17 protein-coding genes are annotated in these 14,592 nt (G+C 59.7%); 12 read left to right on the top strand and 5 right to left on the bottom strand.

The window, feature by feature from the left end; all coding sequences use genetic code 11:
• Positions 1-271 precede the first annotated feature (271 nt).
• The 3 genes from M2336_RS17855 to M2336_RS17860 form a co-directional block, all read right to left on the bottom strand.
• A complete protein-coding gene (locus tag M2336_RS17855) occupies positions 272-415 on the bottom strand; it encodes a hypothetical protein (protein ID WP_264593360.1) in 144 nt (47 codons plus the stop codon).
• Positions 415-606, bottom strand: coding sequence for a DUF6771 family protein (locus M2336_RS18020; RefSeq protein ID WP_319801647.1), 192 nt, complete (start codon positions 604-606; stop codon positions 415-417). Before M2336_RS18020 ends, M2336_RS17855 begins: the two co-directional genes overlap by 1 nt.
• Positions 607-787: 181 nt before the next feature.
• Positions 788-1,081, bottom strand: coding sequence for an HU family DNA-binding protein (locus M2336_RS17860; protein ID WP_264593361.1), 294 nt, complete (start codon positions 1,079-1,081; stop codon positions 788-790).
• Between the two features lie 596 nt (positions 1,082-1,677).
• Here M2336_RS17860 and M2336_RS17865 point away from each other — a divergent pair.
• The 6 genes from M2336_RS17865 (at position 1,678) to M2336_RS17890 (ending at position 4,565) form a co-directional block, all read left to right on the top strand.
• Positions 1,678-1,935 carry a FitA-like ribbon-helix-helix domain-containing protein gene (locus M2336_RS17865; protein ID WP_264593362.1) on the top strand — a complete coding sequence of 86 codons (258 nt, stop codon included), beginning with the start codon at positions 1,678-1,680 and terminating at the stop codon, positions 1,933-1,935.
• On the top strand, positions 1,932-2,354 hold the full coding sequence (locus tag M2336_RS17870) for a type II toxin-antitoxin system VapC family toxin (RefSeq protein ID WP_264593363.1): 423 nt from the start codon (positions 1,932-1,934) through the stop codon (positions 2,352-2,354). Before M2336_RS17865 ends, M2336_RS17870 begins: the two co-directional genes overlap by 4 nt.
• Complete coding sequence (locus M2336_RS17875) at positions 2,354-2,596, top strand: hypothetical protein (protein ID WP_264593364.1); 243 nt, start codon at positions 2,354-2,356, stop codon at positions 2,594-2,596. Before M2336_RS17870 ends, M2336_RS17875 begins: the two co-directional genes overlap by 1 nt.
• A gap of 3 nt (positions 2,597-2,599) precedes the next feature.
• Positions 2,600-3,214 (top strand): recombinase family protein, encoded by a 615-nt coding sequence (locus tag M2336_RS17880; protein WP_264593365.1) that lies wholly within the window; start codon positions 2,600-2,602, stop codon positions 3,212-3,214.
• Between the two features lie 320 nt (positions 3,215-3,534).
• A complete protein-coding gene (locus M2336_RS17885; RefSeq protein WP_264593366.1) occupies positions 3,535-4,224 on the top strand; it encodes a ParA family protein in 690 nt (229 codons plus the stop codon).
• Positions 4,224-4,565 (top strand): hypothetical protein, encoded by a 342-nt coding sequence (locus M2336_RS17890; RefSeq protein WP_264593367.1) that lies wholly within the window; start codon positions 4,224-4,226, stop codon positions 4,563-4,565. Before M2336_RS17885 ends, M2336_RS17890 begins: the two co-directional genes overlap by 1 nt.
• A 69-nt stretch (positions 4,566-4,634) precedes the next feature.
• On the opposite strand, the gene M2336_RS17895 is transcribed toward M2336_RS17890, so the two are convergent.
• Positions 4,635-5,858, bottom strand: coding sequence for a DUF1173 domain-containing protein (locus tag M2336_RS17895; protein ID WP_264593368.1), 1,224 nt, complete (start codon positions 5,856-5,858; stop codon positions 4,635-4,637).
• 371 nt (positions 5,859-6,229) lie between these two features.
• Between M2336_RS17895 and M2336_RS17900 the strand changes: the two genes are divergently transcribed.
• Positions 6,230-6,472 (top strand): hypothetical protein, encoded by a 243-nt coding sequence (locus tag M2336_RS17900; RefSeq protein WP_264593369.1) that lies wholly within the window; start codon positions 6,230-6,232, stop codon positions 6,470-6,472.
• 129 nt (positions 6,473-6,601) lie between these two features.
• Here the strand turns inward: M2336_RS17900 and M2336_RS17905 are convergent, their stop codons facing one another.
• Complete coding sequence (locus M2336_RS17905; RefSeq protein ID WP_264593370.1) at positions 6,602-6,877, bottom strand: hypothetical protein; 276 nt, start codon at positions 6,875-6,877, stop codon at positions 6,602-6,604.
• Positions 6,878-7,637: 760 nt separating this feature from the next.
• Between M2336_RS17905 and M2336_RS17910 the strand changes: the two genes are divergently transcribed.
• Genes M2336_RS17910 through M2336_RS17930 form a run of 5 tightly spaced genes read left to right on the top strand, consistent with a single transcriptional unit; the run spans position 7,638 to position 14,535 of the window.
• Entirely contained in the window at positions 7,638-7,916 is a 279-nt protein-coding gene (locus M2336_RS17910) for a hypothetical protein (RefSeq protein WP_264593371.1), read from the top strand.
• Positions 7,906-10,176 (top strand): type IV secretion system DNA-binding domain-containing protein, encoded by a 2,271-nt coding sequence (locus tag M2336_RS17915; RefSeq protein WP_264593372.1) that lies wholly within the window; start codon positions 7,906-7,908, stop codon positions 10,174-10,176. The genes M2336_RS17910 and M2336_RS17915 overlap by 11 nt, the downstream gene beginning before the upstream one ends.
• A 40-nt stretch (positions 10,177-10,216) precedes the next feature.
• Complete coding sequence (mobF, locus tag M2336_RS17920; protein WP_264593373.1) at positions 10,217-13,354, top strand: MobF family relaxase; 3,138 nt, start codon at positions 10,217-10,219, stop codon at positions 13,352-13,354.
• A gap of 24 nt (positions 13,355-13,378) precedes the next feature.
• The gene (locus tag M2336_RS17925; protein ID WP_264593374.1) at positions 13,379-13,852 is read left to right on the top strand and encodes a thermonuclease family protein; all 474 of its coding nucleotides are present in this window, start codon (positions 13,379-13,381) and stop codon (positions 13,850-13,852) included.
• Positions 13,849-14,535 carry a hypothetical protein gene (locus M2336_RS17930; RefSeq protein WP_264593375.1) on the top strand — a complete coding sequence of 229 codons (687 nt, stop codon included), beginning with the start codon at positions 13,849-13,851 and terminating at the stop codon, positions 14,533-14,535. The genes M2336_RS17925 and M2336_RS17930 overlap by 4 nt, the downstream gene beginning before the upstream one ends.
• Positions 14,536-14,592 lie beyond the last annotated feature (57 nt).

The following is a 14,592-nucleotide window of genomic DNA, read 5'->3' on the forward strand; positions in this document are numbered from 1 at the left end:
TCATTGGGGACGCCGAGGAAACGCAGCGCTTTCAATGCGAGGCGCACGTCCGGCCCATCTTGCTTTCCTTGGGCGCTACGGGCGCACGCCTGTTGTAGCACCTCCATCGCTTCATCCATGGTCGCGCTGGAGCATTTTCAGAGTGGCGTCGGCAAACTGCCTCATGGCCCGATGCCAGTAAGGCCCCGCCTCCTCCCATGGAGGATCAATGGCGCGATCGCGGCGACTATTCCACATCTCTTCCGCCAACTGCTCCGCGAGCGCGTCGCGATCATTGGTTGTGCAAAGCCGACACCGATCCATCGTCCTGCTCCGACATGGGGGCATCCCACTCCTGAGGCGTCATGCCCATCATCATTTCGAACAGCCCAAGGTCGAGCGGTTCGTCCTCATTTTCAGGATCGAGCGGGCGCATCAGAACGGGAGGCTCGCTTGTCGAGGGTCTGGGACACCCTCCTCCCCGTCCATCAGACTCTGGATCTGCAGGGCGAGTTCCTTTGCCGCCGCCATGCGCAGAGTGTCGCGCGGAGCTGTCAAACCGACACGAGCCCACCCAGGGGCGGACAGCAATGCATCGGCGAGGTCATTCGTGCTGGGCTGTTCCATTGGAACAAAATAAGAACGGAATCTGATTCGGGTCAAGAGAGCTAGCGACCAATGGATGCTCTGCGGGGCAATCTGGCAACGGATCTGCGTCACGGGTATTGGATATGCACCCAGTATAGGGAAGCGACCCGCCAACTGGAAAACTAAGGCCGGTGGATCAACTCCACCGGCCCTTTTGCGCCTAGGCGTTCAGCGCGTCCTTGAGGCCCTTTGCAGCAGAGAAAGAGACCTTCCTCGATGCCGCGATCGTCATCGCCGCGCCAGTCGCGGGATTTCGCCCCTCGCGAGCGGGCGTGTCTTTGACCTTGAATTTGCCGAAGCCGTTTAAGCTGATCTCTTCGCCTTTAGCGGCGGCGGCCGCGATCTCAGCGAACACGCTATCGACATATTTCTTGGCGTCGGCCTTTGCAATGCCGTGCGCATCGGCCAGCTTTTGAGCGAGGTCGGCGTTATTCATCGTCTGGATGTCCTTCATTCGTAGCGATCGTTGCGGGCTTCGCATTTATCTGTGACCGCAGCTTCTGCCAACGGGCTGCATAATGGTTTCGCTAAGCACAAAATACAAATTAGGACTGCTCGATTGACTTAATACCAAAAAGTTGTGCCGGAGTTAACCCGGTTGTTAACTTAGTTATTATCGAGACAGCGGCATAAACAAAGATTAGAATGAGGAAAAAGTATCCAAATGCGCCAGCGTTTGGAAAGTATCGGTTAACTAGAATAGACAAAAATAAACAAAGTGCTGGGGTGATTGTGATTATCTCAGCCCAACCAATTATCTTTTTATCGCGTAGTGTCATCGTATCTTCCTATGTATCCTGTACGGTAATTACAGGTCATGCTGGCGGCTGTCTACTATCGGGGGCTAGCGTCAAAAAATCGGTCGTTTAGTTGACCGTCAACCAGCCCCGCCCTCTCCTGCTCATAAGGCAGCATTTCGGCGAATTGTGCGGCGCACAAATTATTCTCAATTCTTGATTGTCAACTTAATTTGAACAACGTTCGATTAAGTTGACAATTTGCCGTAGTGTGATATCATCTCTGTAGTTTGATAGCACGAAGGACATGGCTATGCCAGCACTGACCATCAGAAACATTCCCGATGAAATTCACCGTGGTCTGAAGATCCTTGCGGCGCGCCATGGCCGCAGCGCGGAGGCAGAGGTTCGTGAACTCATCGCAGCGGCAGTCATGCCACCAGATCGCATGAAGATGGGCCAAGCCCTGTGGGATCTCGGGCGCGAGATCGGTCTCACTGAGGAGGAGTTCGCTATCATGGAGAGCGCGAGAGACCGGACCCCGGCTGAGCCAATGAGTTTCGACGAATGATTGTTCTGGATACGAACGTCATTTCCGAGGCCATGCGCCCGATCCCTTCCCCAATCGTCAGGGGTTGGTTAGACCAGCAAATCGATGGTGCTCTCTATATCACCACGATCACGCAAGCCGAGGTCCTGTTCGGAATTAGCAAATTGCCTTCCGGTGCAAAGAGGGATCGCCTCGCGACGATCTTTAAGGGCGTTGAACGACTGTTTGCCGGTCGCATCCTTTCCTTTGACAGCAACGCCGCACGTTCCTTCGCCGACCTCGCTTCTCTGGCGAAGGGCGCTGGACGGGGTTTTCCTACCCCCGATGGTTACATCGCCGCCATTGCCGCCTCTGCCGGCTTCTCTGTGGCTACGCGCGACGTTGCGCCCTTTGAGGCCGCGGCGTTGACGGTGATCAATCCTTGGGAGTTTTCAGCGTGATGAAGAGAGCTGACGACCTGATCTGCATCGCCCTAGTCAAGCCGGGAAGCCCCCTCGCCCGCTCATGGAAGCTAATGAAGCCGCCCTACGGAATTTATGAATACAGCAAAGCCTTTGACCGCCACGAGCTGCGCTGGGGCGACGGCGCTTGGCAGATCCTTGAGCCCGAGCATGTGGGCCAGCTCATTCTCCTTGAGGATGCGGGTGAAGCGCTCGTTGAGCGCCTTTTTGATTGGAGGTGATCTATGAAGATTGGCTACGCGCGCGTCTCGACGGATGAGCAGAATCTGGCGCTCCAGCGGGACGCGCTTCGCGACGCTGGTTGTGAGCGGATCTTCGAGGATCGCGGAATTTCTGGCAGCGCGGTTATTAAGCCTCATTATGCTGAAGCCTTGCGAATGGCCCGGCCAGGTGACGAACTGATCGTGTGGCGGATGGATCGCCTCTCCCGTTCTCTGTTGACGCTCATTACGGAGCTGCAGCTTCTGGCGGATCGTCAGCTCGCGTTCCGCTCGCTGACGGAGCAGATCGAGACCGTCACGCCAGCGGGCAAGCTCTTCTTCCACATCATTGGCGCTTTCGCTCGGTTCGAGCGTGACGTCATTCGAGAGCGGACGCAGGCAGGTTTGCAGGCCTCCCGCCGTGCGGGCAAAAAGCTTGGCCGTCCGCCCGTCATTTCACCCGAACAATGGGAGCAGGCTCTGAAGCTGATGCAAGGCCCCTCCCCCATGACGCCGGCTGCAGTCGCAACGCTCCTTGGTGTGTCGCGGCAAGCTGTTCACAAGCGGCTCATCAAAGACCGTCGCGCAGTGCCACTTGATGAGCATGTTCCTGGCATCGACGAATCAATCTCTGTGTGAGAGATGGGCGATCGTAATAAGTAGCTACCAGCTATCCGTCGGATAGAGGAAGGATACCAGAAAGCTAGCGGGTAGCAGATAGCGACCAGATAGCAGATAGCGACCAGATAGCAGATAGCGACCAGATAGCAGATAGCGACCAGATAGCAGATAGCGACCAGATAGCAGATAGCGACCAGATAGCTAGTAGCTACCCGGTATCAGGAAGCTACGCGATAGTGGATAGCTATTCGAAACTACTTGGCTTTATGAAAGCTATCGTATAGGCATTGATACCCAGTAGCTACTGGATACCATTTTGAGGGGAGCAAAGGGTCGCCATGCCCACGATCGTATTTCTCAGTCCAAAGGGCGGCGTCGGCAAAACGACATCCGCAATGATCCTCGCCAACCAACTGAGCCAAGGTGCGCCGGTCACGGTCATCGATGCCGATCCGAATCGCCCTTTCCAATCATGGGAGAGGGGAGGGAATGCGCCAGAGAATCTGAAAATTGTCGCAGACGCCGACGAAGAGAACATCATAGATAAGATCGAGGAGGCTGCGGTTGCTACACCATTCGTGATTGTCGACCTTGAGGGAACAGCCGCCAAAATCGTGGTCTTAGCCGTTAGCCAGGCAGACCTCGTGATCATCCCGACGCAAGGCTCGCAGCTTGATGCTGAGCAGGCGGGGAGGGCGCTCAAGGTGATCCATCAACAGGAAAAGATGTCGCGAAGCAAAGTGGACTATGGCGTGCTGCTAACGCGCACGAATCCAGCGATCCGGACTCGCACAACGAGTCACATCATGGAGGGTCTGGGCAACAATGCGATTTCTGTATTCGACACCCAGCTCCATGAGCGCGAAGCCTACCGTGCTATGTTTTCCTTCCGGCAGACGCTCGAAGGACTAAAGGGCGAAGATGTCGCCAACCTTGATAAGGCAATCGCAAACGCAAATGCGTTCACGATGGAAGTCGTAGATCGTCTGAGGGCTTCGAAGCAGGCTAGGGCAGGGGAGGCGGCATAATGTCGGAGCGAGCACCAGTATTTGGCGATCTGGGTGATTTCACACCCCGCAAATCATCAGCTCGAATGGACCCGAAGGCTTTGGACCAGATCGCCAAAGAAAACGGGTTTCCCAGCAGGTCCGCTCGCGAACAGCCGGGGGACAAAGAACCAACCCAAGCGCAACCTCGTCAGGGCCGCCGTTACACTACGGGCAGAAATCGCCAGATTAACGTCAAGGCAACGGAGGAGACGATCAATCTTCTCTATTCTGTGGCGGACGAACTCAATCAACCGCTAGGCGCGGTCCTGGAGCTGGCGCTGAAAGCGCTAGTAACTCAGCGATCGGAGGCAGAAAAATAGTGGCATCGAACTCATCAGTGCGCTCCGGGAGCCATCGATAGTTACGGGCCCACGCACCTTCGCTTGATGTCAGTGGAGGGAACCTGGACCATCAGGCCTGTCGTGTCGGTGGCTTGCCGGCGGTAGGGCCATGCCCGATTGCCAAGTGACATGTGCCACACCTTGCGCATTCATCAGGAGAGCGAGATCCTCGTCGCTGCGCGGGCCGGCGAGATCGTGGACGAGATGGACCGCCGTTGCCTGTGCGCCGGTATCAGTGAGCATCAAACTCGTTACGGGCTTGTCCTCTGCCAGGTTGACCCGCATTCCCTTAACGAAGCGCCTACGCGCCCTGACCGCCAAGGAAATCAGTTCCTGCTCCATCATGGTTTCATAGGGTAGCCATTCCTTTGTAACAGGCATCAGGCTGATTTCGTGGAGGTGAGGGGCACCGGCAGAGCTGATCGAGAAGGTGGCGGCAACAACCAGATGTCCATCCTCCCCGTGCAGCCGCCATAGCTCCTCCTCAGCGGCGAAGCGGCGGTGAACCCGGCGGGCCATGTCATCATCGAGCAGAAACGGCCAATCGGGAAGGTGCTTCACGATCAGACGTTCGCCAAAGCGGTCCCGATCGAATGCCTTCACCTCACCGATCATGATCATGAGGTTGTCGCGTGAGGCGTAGGCGTGTCCAAGTTCCGAACGCCGCCGCTTGGCAATCTCATCCTTCGCATCGAGCCGAAAAGGCTCCGGGATGAACAGCACTTCCGACAGGTTCGCGCCTCGTGCTTTGCAACCATGCGCTGCCTGCAACAACTCGCGCCGGATAAGACCCCAATAGCGCTTGTCAGCCATTTTCGGATGCCAGTGTGTGAGCTGCGCTCGGTCCCAGAGATAATGAAGCGTGCCCCGGATACTCAGCCGCTGACCATTCGACTTGATGGTAGGCTTGTCGTTGGTGAACGAGCTTGGCGCGGCGCGAGCTGCCCCGCGCGAGAGAGGGAAGGCGAGGCGGAGAGATGTTTCGCCGGTTTCCTCATTCTCCACGACGGCCGATCCCTTCACCTGCCCCAAGCCGGTCAGAGAATCCGGAGCTTCATAATGGTCGCACCAAGGCGCGTGTCGCGGCCCCGAATGTGGCCAACGCGCGAGCAGATAAGATCCGTTGCGAACCGCGATATAGAGCGGGAGACTGTCATCTGGCCGGCACAGGCATAGCGGGCGATCCTTCAGCGAGTAGGCACGGGCCAACAGAGGCTCGAACCCCGGATCGTCAGCGTCGATAATCTGACCCAAAATGCTGTAGCGCTGCATGACAAATCGCCCCCACAAAATCCGGCGTTCTGATCAGTTATCGATCGAATAATTACCAGAAGGAAAGCACGGGCGAGGGCATTGCGCAAGTGCAGAACCGGGACCGATGCCGCCTCGCTCGCGTGCCGCACATGCCATTCGGCCTGTGCGCCGCTACGCATTGCCGGGACCCGGGGGGACAAAACTTCTTCCGTTGTCCGCCAATTCTGGAGGGGGTTTGCAGCCTCCGTCAAGGAGGCGCGGTTCCCCCAATTTTTCTGCGAATAATCGGCACCCCCACGCCCCGCTTCGCGGCGGCTTCGCCGTCCCTGACCGAGACTACAAACCCCCTCCGATGACAGTCCATCAATTCACATTTGATGGAGGCTATCATGCACGCAGAATATCATATCAGCACCATTGCAAAGCTCGACAATCAGGCCGCGTTCATCGAACGCCAACTGCGACGCCACGAGCACTATTCCGCAACCGTCGACTGGGCTGCATTCTCGAACGAGCAGGCCGCGCGGGCTGCACTCGCTGAAGAAAGGCTGCTCGATGAATCGGCTGAAATTGCGCTGGAGATCGATTTCTATGCCGATCAGATGTCGCTGAGCTATGACTGGTTCGATTGATCAGATCGCCGCGAAGGCCGCACCGCAAGGGCGGCCTTCGTCTTATTACTCAGCGCCCTTTGGCAAACCGCGTAGAGGGACCAAGTCCCTCATGCGCTTCGCCAGCTCCGCAGACCGTTATTCATGCGATCACACACCGAGGCGACGAACAATTTCGGCAGCGTCGAGCGTCGAGATCGCTTTGGCAATCGCTTTGGCATTCGGGCGATCCATGGCGGGAATCTTGACCCGCTCCAGTGCCTTCATCAGTACGTCCCGGCCTTCGTCCTGGGCCGCCTCGCGAGCCGCACGTTCCGCGGCATCGAGCGCTGCCATGCGCTCTTCCAGTTCCTTGCGCTGAGCCGCAATCGCTTCGAGACTATTCGCAATCTTCTTCGGCCTTGCCATGACGTAATAGATCCCCATGTCCATTCGCCCCGCTGGGGCATCGACGACAGACCTATGGCGACCATTGGCCCGTGTCAAAGGACACACGTTACCCACAGGCTTCCGCCAGCTCTTGGGTCAGCGCTCCTGCCTATGGATAACCTACGGCGTTGCTTGTCTGTCCCCGCCGACTTCGCAACGGTGACAGGGAGGGTGGCGCTGCGCACCACGTCTTATGGCCTCCTTTCAGTGGCAGGATGATTGCCACATGTACAATCATTGGAGGCCCTTGCCGCTGCGCTCTCGGCGGCATGAATGTCGCCTCACGGAATAGACCGCATCCGCGCACGCTTCTTGCTCAGGCCCGGCAGGGCAGGGGGTGCCTGCCGGAGTTCAGTAGGCGGCCGAGGCCGAATTTCCATGTTGCCGGGGATGGGTCATGCCCACCCCTCAGAATGACCTTCCAGGTCTGCACACCGTATGCGCGGTGCGAGAAACATAAAGGGCATTAAATGCCATGATTACAGTGTATTATGGTGTTATTGGATTACAATACGGGTATTGGTTTCCAATAACGGACCACCGGCGCAGGGTATTGGTATCCAATACCCTCTTACTGCCTTGTTTTTGGGTGCGTTTTGGTGTGGCCGGCGTATTGGATTGCAATATTCCCAGTATTGGTATCCAATACGCCGGTCGTGGAGCCGACGCGCCTTTTGACATGCAGAGGCCGTTCACGTAGAGCGTCTATGCGCTTTGCCTTGCGTAAGAACCACCAGCCCGAACGGAGTTTCGGGTGGTGTCGATACATACAGTCAAGCTGACCGATGAATTATCGGAACGTCTTGCCATTCGCTCGGTGGAAACTGGGGCAACGAAGTCCGAAATCATCCGGGCTGCGGTGGAGCTGTTTTTCGATCTGAATGCAGGAAGGGGCGCCAATCCGTCCCGTCTAGCTTTGGTATGCGAGTATAATCAGCTGGTCCTCGACTACTGGCTGATGACGACGGCCCCCGAGAAGAAAGACGAGCTGCTGGAAGCTGCGCGCGACCGCCTGGCGAGACACCATGGCGGATAAGCACGCGCCGGCACCCCGTATCAGGGCACGATCAGGGCAGGGTGAACCACGCCATAACTCCACCCATTTCACGCGCGGTTCGCAGCTGATCGGTCACCAATGGTCGATGCTTTGGCGAGCAGGACGGATGCCATTTCTGGCCTGGATAGGGTCATTCCTCGGGCTGCTCTGGCTGCGCCTGTTCCTGATCCTCGACGATCACGAGTTTCGCATGGTTTCGATGCGATCATTGTCGTGGTTATGGGATCATATCGGCTTCGATCCGATGAAGCGGGTCAACGTGACATTAGCCGATGGAAGCATCCGGCAAACCTATATGGGCTACGTACCGTTCATGCCCGAGGTTCAGGAGTCATGGACCAAGTTCGTGGGGGCTTTCGTCGGCAGCGCGATCATCGCGACTGGTATCACTGCGCTCTTCACTTTGTGGTTCGTGATGCATGCGAGAAGTCGCTCGAAGGCGATGATGGAAGAGCATCATGAACGCGGTAGTGAGCTAACCTCGCGCGCTCATCTGGTGAGCGTTATTGAACGGCATAACGAGCAGCAAGTTCGCAAAATTGCCGCGCGCGAATATCCCGGAATGGCCTTTGCAAAGGTTCTCGATTTGCCGCGAGAGGAGCGGGCGCGCCGTAATCTTCTGCGTCCCTGTTCGATCGCGACGGTTCCGTTTCCCCATGGTCGCGAACAGAACCATGTCATGGTGTTCGGCACCACCGGCGCGGGCAAAACAACGGTGTTACGCGACCTGATCTCGCAGGCTGTCGAGCGCGGTCAAAACTGCGTCATCTTCGACTTGACCGGCCACTATGTAGAGGCCTTCTATGATGAGAAGCGCGACCATATCCTGAACCTGACCGATAAGCGTTGCCGGAACTGGTCGGTGTTCCACGACTGCGATACGCAAGCTGAGTTCGTTGCGGCCGCCAGTGCGCTCATTCCTGACGAGGACGGCGCCGATGGCGGCTTCTGGGAACGCGCAGCGCGAATGCTGTTCGTCGAAATGTGCGTGAAGCTGAAGGCCGAAGGGCAGGGGACCAACAAAGCTCTTTCCGACAAGTTGCTGACCGCGAAGCTCTCAGACATTTATGCCAAGCTGAAGGGCACGGTCGCAGATCCCCTGACCTCGCCTGATGCCGCGCGAATGGCGAACTCGATCCGTGGCGTTCTCAACTCCCACGGCGATGCCTTGCGGTTCCTGCCAACGGAAGGGCCGGCCTTCTCGATCCGCGACTGGGTGCGCGACGAAGGCCGGGGTGGCTCCAATCTGTTCATCACGTCGCGTCATGTCGATATGCCGCTCAATCGCGCACTCGTCAGTGCCTGGATGAACATCGCGATCCATACGCTGATGACCATGCCGCACACGGCGCGGTTGCGGACCTGGTATGTGTTCGACGAGCTGGGCGCGCTGCACCAGTTGCCCGCACTGGAGGACGGTCTGCAGACAGCCCGTTCGTTCGGTGGGGCGTTCGTGCTTGGTGTTCACAGCCTTGCCCGGTTGCGCATGACCTATGGTGAGGAGGGCGCGCGAAACATCACCAGTCTGGCCTTCACAAAGGTCATCCTCGCGACCGGAGACGCCGAGACGGCCGATGAATGCTCAAAGCTGATCGGCACCCGTCAGGTGCGGACCATGGATGAGGCCTACTCCTATGGCGCGCATGAAGCGCGCGACGCGTCAACTATCAGCCCGAGCCGGCGTGAAGAGCCGCTGGTGTTTCCCGACGACATCATGTCGCTCCCCAATCTCCATGCCTATCTGCGTTTCCGTGAGGGCTTTCCGGCAGCTTATGTGCAAGTCCCTTATGTCGCCTATCCGGCGCAGGCACAGGGCTATCTCCCGGCGCCGCCGCCGCCATTGGTGGCGCCGCACGACGATGGTGACGAGGAGAGCGAAGCCGGGGAGGGCGGTCGCGGCGCGCAAACAGCCGCGGCACCGGACGTTGCGCAGCGCGATGCTGACAGACCATTAGCGGACCTTGCAGATCAGGGGTCGCCATCGCCAGATGCAGCGGCCGTTCCGCCCGATGGCCTTCATTCGCAGGACCAGCTCGCGGGGCAAGGCGCCAGTTCTGCGCACCCCGATCAGGTCCAGCCCGACATTGCCCCAGACAGGGCGGTCACAGGACGCGAGCCTGCCAAACCCGTCAGCAAAGACGATGAGCTGGCCGCCGGCAAGCTCGCCAAACGGGAAATGGCGATGTCGTTCCGAAAAGAGGAGCGCGATCGCGGCTCCGCGCTGGATCTGGATCTGTGAGCGGGCGTGATCGGCTCGCTGCCGAGAGGAACTAAGGACTATGCTGTCCATGGGAACGGTCCGCTCCGCCGGCGGCGCTGCCACATATTTCGCCAGCGACAATTACTATACGGCCGAACAGTCGGTGGAATCCTCGCAATGGGCGGGGCAGGGTTCGGCTGCGCTCGGTCTCGACGGCCAGGTCGAGCACAAAACCTTCGAGAAGCTGCTGAACGGCGAGCTGCCGAACGGTCGTCAGGTCGGGACGCCGGGCAAGCACGCGCATGGCTCGGACTTCACCTTCTCGATGACTAAGAGCGCGAGCCTGCTGGCCTATCTCTCGGGCGACAAGCGTTTGCTCGATGCCAATCGCAAGGCGGTCCTCGCCACCATGAAATGGGCCGAGAAGAACCTCGCCGAAGCGCGGGTAAAGATCGACGGCAAAGACGTGGCCGTGCGGACGGGCAATCTCGTCTATGCGCTGTTCCCGCACGACACGAGCCGGAGCCTCGACCCGCAGGCCCATATCCATGCGGTCATCGCCAATATGACGCAGATCCCCGAGAAGTACCGCGCGCCGGATAAGGTCGATCCTGCGACCGGAGAGGTGGTACGCGATGACGGGTGGCGGGCCTGGCACAATGGCGCAATGTGGAACGCCAACACGACGCTCGGCTCCATCTATCATGCTGCGCTCCGCAAGGAGATCGAAGGGCTGGGCTACAAGACCCGCCTTGAGGGCAAGCATGGCGCGTTCGAGATCGAAGGCGTGAACAAGGAATCCCTGGAAGGCTTTTCCAAGCGCCGGGCCGACATCAAGGAGCGGGCGCAGGAGCTGGGCATCCAGTCGCGCGAGGGCATGTTGGCGGTGGCCTTGCGAACCCGCGATCCCAAGCTCGACGCCGGCGACCGCGCCGAGCTGCTGGACAAATGGCGCACCGAGGGCGCTGAATATGCCTATAATGGCGATGCGGTTTACGCGCAGTCGCTGCGCCAGGCAGAGCCGGGGCGCATTGCTCGAGGCTATCAGGCCGTCACGGACGCCATTCGCGGCGCGATCGCGTTGCTTGGGGAGAAAGCCGCGCGGGCCGGCGATCCTCTCCTCGATCGGGATCTGGCGCGCGCGACGCGTGATCCTGTAGTCGCCAGCGCTCAGCATGCGGTAGCGAGTGCCGTTCGGGTGCTGACCGAGCGGGAAGCGGCCTTCAAGCCCCAGGACGTATTGAAGACCGCGCTTGATCTCGGTTTTGCCAATGTAACCCACGAAGAGATTGAGGCGCGTGTCGCCGCACTGACAGCCAAGGGCGAGCTGATCGCCGGCTCGTCGGGACGCGTCGATGACGGCGGCGATCTCCTCACCACACGAACCGCGCTCGCCCAGGAGCAGGCGATCCTCGCCGGCGTGGACGAAGGGCAGGGCAGGGGACGGCCGCTCATGGACGCGGGTGTTGCTGCCGACACATTGCAGCAGTTCGCCGGCGGACGATCTCTCAATCATCAGCAGCTCACCGCCGCGATCGATCTGGTCTCCAGTCCCGACCGGTTCGTTCTCGTGCAGGGCCGCGCCGGCGCCGGCAAGTCGACGATGCTCCAGCCCGTGGCGCTGGCCGAAGCCATGGATACCGCGATCCGCGCCGCGAGCGCGCAAGGCATGCAGACCCTGCTTCTCCAGAGCGATCCCAAGGGCGAAGCGCAGGCGCTGGCGTTCCAGAACAAGATGGTTGTGGATCTTCGCGCCGATACGGGCATGGAAGCCTCGACCGTTCACGGCTTCCTCTCGAAAACCGAGCGGTTCCTGAAACCCGATGCCGATCCGGTGAAGCTGGAGCAGGCCAGGGCGGAGCTTGCCGGCAAATATCTGATTCTCGACGAAGCGTCGATGATCTCGACCGAGCAGATGAGCAAGCTCGTGGCCGTCGCCAATCTCATGGAGGTCGGGCGCCTCGCGATCATCGGCGACCGCAAGCAGCTCAGCGCGATCGAGGCCGGTAAGCCGTTCGCGATCATGCAGGCTCGCCGCATCAAAGACGAGCAGGGCATCAATGAGGTCAACATCAACATGCGGCAGAAGACGCAGACGATGCAGCTCGTCGCCGATCTTGCCGATCGCGGGAATATGCTGGGCGCCGTGTCTGTACTGGGCAACCGCGTCGTCGAGACCAGGGACCGTGTAACGGATGCCGCCGAGGCCTGGCTCGCTTTGTCACCCGAAGATCGCACGCGCACGACTCTGCTGCCTTCCAGCAAGGATGCCCGCGCGCAGATCAACGAGATGATCCAGTCCGGCTTGAAGGACGAGGGCACGCTCACCGGCGAAGGCCGCGCGTTCGTCGTTCGCGAGCGCATCGGCCTGACCCATGAGGAGCTGCGCTATGCCCATTTCTGGAAACAGGAAGAGGCGAGTGTGCTGGAGGTGCGCGCCGCCCGCAATCCTCTTGGCCTGGCCAAGGGCGAGTATCGCATTGCGCGCATCTACGAGAACGGCCGCGTCGGCCTCATCGACGAGAAGGGGCGCAAGCACCGCATCGATCCGCGCGCAATCAGTTCGACCGACCGCCATGACGGTCTGCAGCTTGCGAAGGAGAAGCAGATCCGCCTGCACGATGGCGAGACGATCCGCTGGACCGACAGCGATAAGCGGGACGGGCGGGGGATGATCAATGCCACGATCGCGCAGGTCATGAAGGTCGATGCCGATTGCGTCACTGTGCGCCTTGCCAGTGGCGAGGACCGGGTGCTGATGAATGGCGATCTGATGCTCAAGCGCATCGATCTGGCCTACGCGATCAATACCCATATGGCGCAGGGCATTACCAACCACACGGTCTTTGCGGTGATGGGCGCGGCCGAGCGCAATTTGTCCAATGCGCGCGCCTTCCTCGTGAACATGACCCGCCAGCAATATGATGTGCGGCTGTTCACCGATGACAAGAGCAAGCTCATCGCCCAGCTCTCCCGCAATGCCGGCGACAAATATTCAGCGCTTGAGGTTACGGGCAAGCTGGAGGTCGAGACCATCCTGAAAGGGCAGAGCGTGGCCAGCCTGTCCGGCGCCAGCATGGACCTGGCCAAGCTCGATCTTGGCGGACTGTCCGACCGTGCTGCGCCAATGGGCGCTCGAAGTGCGGGGAAGGACGGGGCGACGCTTGATCGTCAGCCTCAACCGCAGCGCGGTCGGTCCAAGACGCTCGAACTCTGATCCAGACAATCGGGACCATCATTCATGCGCCTCATCCTCATCCTGCTCGTGCTGATCGGGCTTGTGCTGTCTCTGGACCGCAATTTCGGGATCAAGTCTCCGCAGGCTTTTCTCGATCCGACACCGGCGATGCGCGTGAGCGGTTGCCGGGCCATCGATGGCGACACCCTGCGATGCGGAGACCAGCGCATTCGCCTGCTCGGGATCGATGCCGCCGAGCTGCCCGGGCACTGCCGGCGTGGGCGGGACTGTGCCCCCGGCAATCCGAACGCCCAGCATCGTGTGCTCAAGCGGGCGGCAGTCGGCGATCTGCTCGTGCGTCCGGTCAAGAAGGATCGCTACGGCCGTCTCGTTGCCGTGGTGGAAACGCCCGAGGGACGCAACCTCAGCTGCGCCATGCTGGAGGCTGGCGCGACCTACAAATCCCAATGGGATGACGGCAACCGCATCATGACGGTGTGCCCGATGACTGTCGTAAGAAAGGGGACAATCGAATGAAGATGAATGCACTGAGGCTGGCTGCGATCGGCGCGGTCGCGATCGTGGCGATGCCAGCGGCCAATGCGCAGGACTCCCAGCGTGTTACAGAACTCTACCATATTTTCGATTTCAAGACCGACGCCAAGCGCGCGCCGATGATCAAGGCCCTGCAGGACGGCCTCAATCCGAACATCTCAAATTCGGATACGACGACGCCGCTCGTCATGGGGCCGCCGCCCGAGAAGCCAGGGCGGTTCCGTTTGGTCAATCCGTTCGAGAACATCCCGTTTGCCGGCATGGTCTCCAGCGCTCAGATGGCAAGCGTGAAGCAGGCGCGCTGCGATGGCGCGGTGTGGATCAGCTCGGCCGTGCGCAAGGTGCGCGGATCTCAGCAGCTCATGATGACCATGTGCCTGTTCCCCTATGTCGAGGGCTATCAGCTCAACGTCTACGCCGTGGACATCAAGGAGCAGGGCGGGGGGCTATCGGCCCGCCTCGGCCGCGCCTTGGGGCAGGCCGTGGTCGGCAAGCCCGACGACTGGACCAACAAGACGATCCTCGACGTCGTGCGCCGCGTCCGGACCGACACGGGAGCCACCGTCACCTATGTCGAAGGTCAGCCCGAGTTCGTCGGCACGCCTTGGGAAGATGGTCCGCGCATCACGCCGGGGGAGGGCGACAAGACAGTCGATCCGAATTGATCGGGGAAGGGGACAGCTCTGTGCTGACGTCTGAGTCATTATCGTTTTTGACCCGGC

It is taken from the genome of Sphingobium sp. B1D7B (assembly GCF_025961965.1).
Taxonomy (GTDB): Bacteria; Pseudomonadota; Alphaproteobacteria; order Sphingomonadales; family Sphingomonadaceae; genus Sphingobium.

Excerpts from the sequence above, each read along its gene's own strand:
- M2336_RS17855 (WP_264593360.1), bottom strand. The coding sequence starts at position 415 with ATGCGCCCGCTCGATCCTGAAAATGAGGACGAACCGCTCGACCTTGGG.
- M2336_RS18020 (WP_319801647.1), bottom strand. The coding sequence starts at position 606 with ATGGAACAGCCCAGCACGAATGACCTCGCCGATGCATTGCTGTCCGCC.
- M2336_RS17860 (WP_264593361.1), bottom strand. The coding sequence starts at position 1,081 with ATGAAGGACATCCAGACGATGAATAACGCCGACCTCGCTCAAAAGCTG.
- M2336_RS17865 (WP_264593362.1), top strand. The coding sequence starts at position 1,678 with ATGCCAGCACTGACCATCAGAAACATTCCCGATGAAATTCACCGTGGT.
- M2336_RS17870 (WP_264593363.1), top strand. The coding sequence starts at position 1,932 with ATGATTGTTCTGGATACGAACGTCATTTCCGAGGCCATGCGCCCGATC.
- M2336_RS17875 (WP_264593364.1), top strand. The coding sequence starts at position 2,354 with ATGAAGAGAGCTGACGACCTGATCTGCATCGCCCTAGTCAAGCCGGGA.
- M2336_RS17880 (WP_264593365.1), top strand. The coding sequence starts at position 2,600 with ATGAAGATTGGCTACGCGCGCGTCTCGACGGATGAGCAGAATCTGGCG.
- M2336_RS17885 (WP_264593366.1), top strand. The coding sequence starts at position 3,535 with ATGCCCACGATCGTATTTCTCAGTCCAAAGGGCGGCGTCGGCAAAACG.
- M2336_RS17890 (WP_264593367.1), top strand. The coding sequence starts at position 4,224 with ATGTCGGAGCGAGCACCAGTATTTGGCGATCTGGGTGATTTCACACCC.
- M2336_RS17895 (WP_264593368.1), bottom strand. The coding sequence starts at position 5,858 with ATGCAGCGCTACAGCATTTTGGGTCAGATTATCGACGCTGACGATCCG.
- M2336_RS17900 (WP_264593369.1), top strand. The coding sequence starts at position 6,230 with ATGCACGCAGAATATCATATCAGCACCATTGCAAAGCTCGACAATCAG.
- M2336_RS17905 (WP_264593370.1), bottom strand. The coding sequence starts at position 6,877 with ATGGGGATCTATTACGTCATGGCAAGGCCGAAGAAGATTGCGAATAGT.
- M2336_RS17915 (WP_264593372.1), top strand. The coding sequence starts at position 7,906 with ATGGCGGATAAGCACGCGCCGGCACCCCGTATCAGGGCACGATCAGGG.
- mobF (WP_264593373.1), top strand. The coding sequence starts at position 10,217 with ATGCTGTCCATGGGAACGGTCCGCTCCGCCGGCGGCGCTGCCACATAT.
- M2336_RS17925 (WP_264593374.1), top strand. The coding sequence starts at position 13,379 with ATGCGCCTCATCCTCATCCTGCTCGTGCTGATCGGGCTTGTGCTGTCT.
- M2336_RS17930 (WP_264593375.1), top strand. The coding sequence starts at position 13,849 with ATGAAGATGAATGCACTGAGGCTGGCTGCGATCGGCGCGGTCGCGATC.